The sequence below is a fragment of the Mesorhizobium sp. M4A.F.Ca.ET.020.02.1.1 genome, from assembly GCF_004022645.1.
Taxonomy (GTDB): Bacteria; Pseudomonadota; Alphaproteobacteria; order Rhizobiales; family Rhizobiaceae; genus Mesorhizobium.
The window spans coordinates 1-4761 of record NZ_RZOI01000482.1 but is presented as its reverse complement, the minus strand read 5'-3'; the positions used below and the strand labels follow the sequence as shown (position 1 = coordinate 4761).

General features: G+C 63.0%; 2 protein-coding genes and 1 pseudogene. 1 reads left to right on the top strand and 2 read right to left on the bottom strand.

Annotated elements, in window-relative coordinates:
• Window positions 1–3505: SH3 domain-containing protein (locus tag EN742_RS24700; RefSeq protein WP_148670234.1), on the top strand; the 3505-nt coding region annotated here is incomplete at its 5' end.
• Here the strand turns inward: EN742_RS24700 and EN742_RS24695 are convergent.
• Together EN742_RS24695 and EN742_RS38230 are read right to left on the bottom strand one after the other, a co-directional pair.
• Window positions 3478–4455 (bottom strand): LysR family transcriptional regulator, encoded by a 978-nt coding sequence (locus EN742_RS24695; protein ID WP_128333394.1) that lies wholly within the window; start codon window positions 4453–4455, stop codon window positions 3478–3480. The two genes, EN742_RS24700 and EN742_RS24695, sit on opposite strands and share 28 nt — an antisense overlap.
• A gap of 3 nt (window positions 4456–4458) precedes the next feature.
• A pseudogene (locus EN742_RS38230) lies at window positions 4459–4761 on the bottom strand (hypothetical protein); the annotation flags it as partial.

The following is a 4761-nucleotide window of genomic DNA, read 5'->3' as shown; positions in this document are numbered from 1 at the left end:
TTACACACGCGAACTCAACGGATCGCTTGGAGAGGCGCATTTCCCGGTCGCGGCCAATCCGGACGGCCCGCATCCCGTCTTCGGCGAGGGCGGGCGCTACGTGGATTCGCCTGTCTTCAAGAGCCCGGACGTGATCGAGGCCATCGAGGTCAAGACCTACCATCGCTGGACGACCATCAACGGTGTCGCCCAGATGCGTGAAGTACCGCTGACGCCAAAACTGCAGGAGCAGATCAACAAGGACGTTGCGCTGCGCAACGAGAACCCGGCCTATCAGCCGCGCTGGGTGTTCCTCGATGCGCCGCCTTCCGCGGAGTTGCAGCAGGCGCTCGATGACGCGCGAATTATCGGCAACATCTTTGGACACAGCAAGCCCGCCACGGCAACACCGCAATCTCAACCGGCGTCGAACCAGGTCGGCGTGGGCCGAACCATCCGTCTCCAGGACAGGAATGGCGAGGTGATCGTCGCGGCAATGCTGGGCACCGAGCCGAGGAGCCCGGAGCAGGTTTATGTGCCGCCTTCCGACGGACCCCGCGCCGCGGCCGATGCTCCGGAGGTGCAGGACAAGACGCACATACTGGTCTATGACCCCGACACGGGTGAAGCCGTCGTGCTGCCTTGGATACGCGGCGCCTCCGACGACCATGTGCCGGGAAGCCTGCCGGAAGAGGGCGATCAACCTGCCAATGCGGCCGAGGAAGCAAGCAATGCCGGCCGCCCGTCGCGCGGCAATGTCGGTCCCTATGTTTTCCGCGCTGATACGCGCTCGCCGAGCGAGATCAGGGACGCGGGCGGCTTCTCGCCACCGCCGCCGACAGGAATCTGGGTGGACAATCCGCAAGGCATCGCGCTGAGCAACTATGTGATGGGCAACACCCATGGCCGATTCGTTGGTACGAGCCAGTCGGTCTCCGGGGCCAAGACCTTCGTCGCGGAAGAGTCGCGGGCGGCGCGCCAGCAAGGCTACACCTATCTTTATACGCTGAATCCAAGCAGACCACGCCTCCACGTCCCGACCGAGTTCGAGGCGATGGGCCGGCCTGTCGGCGACAGGATGGCCGGCGTCGACGAGACGGCGATCGACGGCAGCATACCGTGGAACGAGGTCTACGGATGGAGGATGATGGATCCTGACGGCAACTTCGTCGGTGGGTTCACCCGCAACGAGGATGCCGTTGCTCCGGGCGCGTCGACGCCCGAACGCCCGCAGATAATCCTGCGGCCGGCCGACGAATTCTGGGATATCAGCGCGCCGTCGGAGACGCCGGTGACCGAAGCCGTGGTCAATGAGGCGGCGCCTCTGGCCAGCGAAGCGCCGCAGGTGTTGAACGCTTCCGCCGAAGCATCGTCCGCAGGTGCCGCATGGCCCCTAGCACCTGACCGCGGCAGGGCGGTCTTCGACCCTGCCAGCGGAAAGTTCGTCGGCCTTGAGCTTCCGGTAAGTTCCGCCGCGGAGCCGGGATTTGCCGAACCTGTGCGCGCGTCGACCGGGCCAGAGGTCAGGTCGCTTTCGACCGATCAGATTTCCGGACTGACCGACGCGCAACTGCATGCAATCAAGCCGGAGCACATCGCCAGGCTGACGCCCGAACAGGTGGCCGCACTGAGCCCCGAGCAGTTCGGGCAGCTGACGTTCGATCAGGTTGCGGCGCTGCGGCCAAAGCAGTTGCAGGCGGTGAGCGCCGAACAGCTGCAGGCGATCAGGCCAAGCAGATTGCAGGCTATTGCCCCTGGCCGCATCAGCGCCTTGCGGCCGGATCAGGTCGCTGCCCTCTCACCTGAGCAACTTGCTGCCTTGACCATCGAGCAAGTGCGCAAGCTGACGCCCGACCAGATAGCCGGGCTCAGCGACGAGCAGCGCAATGCCTTCACGTCGGAGCAGTTCGCCGCCATGAGACCTGTCCAACTCGGCCATCTTGATGCCACGCAGTTCGCGGCGTTGAATCCCGACCTTGTCGCGGCACGCAATCCCGTGACGACGGCACAGCTGTCGCCGGACCATATTTCGGCGCTTACGCGTGAGCAGCTTGGCGCCCTGACGATTCATCAGATCGAGGCGCTGACGAAGCAGCAGATAGCGGCCCTCACGCCGAAGCAGCTTGGCGAGCTCGGCCCCGGCCAATTGCGCAAGTTCACGCCAACGCAGTTTGCCTGGATGTCGACGGATCAGACGAACGCCCTCTCCGTGCTGCAACTGACGACCTTCCGTGCCACCCACAAGAAGGCGATGACGCCGGATCAGGCTGCCAGTGTCGACCTGGCCCTCAGCCATGCGAGGATGCGCGAAAACGCTCAGGCGCTCGCCACCTTTGGCGGCATGTCGACCACCTCCTACGCGTTGTGGAGTTCGTTGCCGCCAACCTGGAGCGCGACTGCCGCAGCCGTGGCATTTGGCGTGCGAGGCTTCGTTTTCGGCTCGCAGGCGATCTTCCCCAACGCAACCGCAAATCACAAGCCGTTCGGGCGATTCCTCAACGCGCTCGGCGGGGCCACATTCATTGCAGCGGCGCCAGGTGCCGCGACCGGGATGATCCAGGGTAAGGACCTTGTCGTCAACAGCACGTTTTCGCTCGGCAACGTCGTCTATGGCACGAAGTCGATGCTGCAGTCGTTCACCGGCAGACCGGTGATCCGAAATGTGGCCGAACATCTGGCTGGACCCGGCTATGTGCTTGGCTGCGCCGTCTATACGCTGCACTCCTGGCCGGCGCCGATCGCCACGGTCGCGGGCACCCTGTTCACGTTCGGCTGCGCCGAATTCTGGGCGTCGGCCATAAGGACGGACCGAATGAATCGCCGTTCTGTGCCGCGAACCGATGCCGATATCGCGGCGGCGGAAAAGTCCGACAAACGTTGGGGTTCATGGGACCGGTGGACTTTGGGCATCACATTCGGCATTGGAATGCTTCTCTTCTCGCTGGATTCCTTGCTGGCGGAGCCTTGGGAGGGCGCGCCGACCTCTCCACCCGATCCGAAAAAGCAGAATGGCGATGCGTCGTCCCAGCAGCCCGATGATCCCTCCGATGTTCCAGGGAAGCCGCAAACCCCGCCCGAAGACTTCCCGCAGCTCGTGGTGTCGGCGGATGACGGTCTGAATCTGCGGACGGAGCCCGACGGGAATTCGAACGTGGCCACGGTCCTGCAGCCCGGCACGTTCGTCGAACAGACCGCGAAACCTTCGACCGATCCGTCGGGAGAAGCCTGGATACCTGTCGAAGGTTTCGGACCGGACGGTAAAATGCATAGCGGCTGGGTTTCCGGCGACTATGTCGAGGTTCATCCCGATGGCAGCAGCAACGCCAAGGGCCGCACGAATCCAGCGCTGGAGAAGGGCGGCTATCAGTGGGTCGAGGTGAAGAGCGGCGACAGTATTCGCCTGATCGCCAGGAGCCATTCTGCGGACGTGGCGGCGACCGTCGTGCTCAACATGGATCATATTATGAGCCCGGATGTGATCTTTTCAGGCGATCGCATCTATCTGCCAGCAGCGTCGGTCGGCTGAGGCGCCACGGGCTCAACTGCGAGCCAGTCGGCAGGCTGCGCCTTGCCGATTCTGGCGGCATATGCATGTGCGATGCAACCGGCCAACTTTGCCGCCCGCTCCGCTATCGGATTCGATGGCTCGGAGGAGTACGAAGCGGTGAACCGCAGGTCGGAGGGATGCCATTCGCAGTCGACGATGCGCAGGGCGCCGCTGGCCGTGTGGTCTTGGACGACTTCCCTGGGGAGGGAGGCGATACCGATCCCGTTCAGCGTCATCTTGATGGAAGCGGCCAGCGAATTGGCGGGAAAGATACGCGGCGTCGCTTCAAACTCGCCGGTCAGCTTGCGGTAAAGCTCACTGTAAGGTCTCGTCGTGCGCGCATAGCTGATGATTGGGAATTGCATCAGGTCGCTCACCGTCAGCTTGCCCCGGTTGGGTAGTTTCAAGGCGGGCGAGCAGACCCATACGAGCGGGAAGGATGGCAGCTCCATATTCTCGATGCTGTATTCCTGAATGGGGCCCATCAGCACCGCAAGATCGAGTCTGTGGGACATGAGCTCGTTGCGAAGGGTCGTCGTTGTGTCGACGACGATATCGGTATCGACGAGCGGATAGTTTACCTGCAATTCCTTGAGGAAATCGGGAAGCCAGGTGTGCACGATGGTCTCGGCAACCCCGAGCCTGAGCACTCCCGCGGTCTCCGATAGAGAGTTTGCCGTCAACTGCAGCCGTTCGGCCACGCGCAGCACCCGCTGCGCTGGCGGCAGCAGCCGTTGTCCCTCTGCGGTCAGCCTTACGGTGCTGCTCTGCCTCTCAAATAACTTCGCGCCGAGCGCTTCTTCCAGACCGGCAATTCGGGTCGACACCGCCGGCTGTGTTGTGTTCAGACGTTCCGCCGCCTTTCGAAAGCTTCCGAAAGTCGCCACCAGGACAAAGGTTTCGAGCTGCTTGATGTTGAAAGGGATCACAGTTCAATGCCGGACAATCTGGGCGCCGATCTGGCTGGCGGGCGCCAATCCGGCCAGTCCTTCTTGCTCGAAATCGTGTCGCGACCGGACCACTCGAGCCCTCCCTCCCGACGCCGCATATCGCAGCGCCTTGCCGTCTCCCAATAAGTGGTAGAGGCGCCGCTTCGTGGTGTTGATCACGATCGATCCTTTCCGTTGAGCCTCATCGAAATCCACGATCTCCCTGGGATTGCCGACCGTGTTTCTCCCCGGAACCTGGTCGGGAGCGGATGGCGAGACCAGCGCATTTCTGGCTTGATCGTAGCT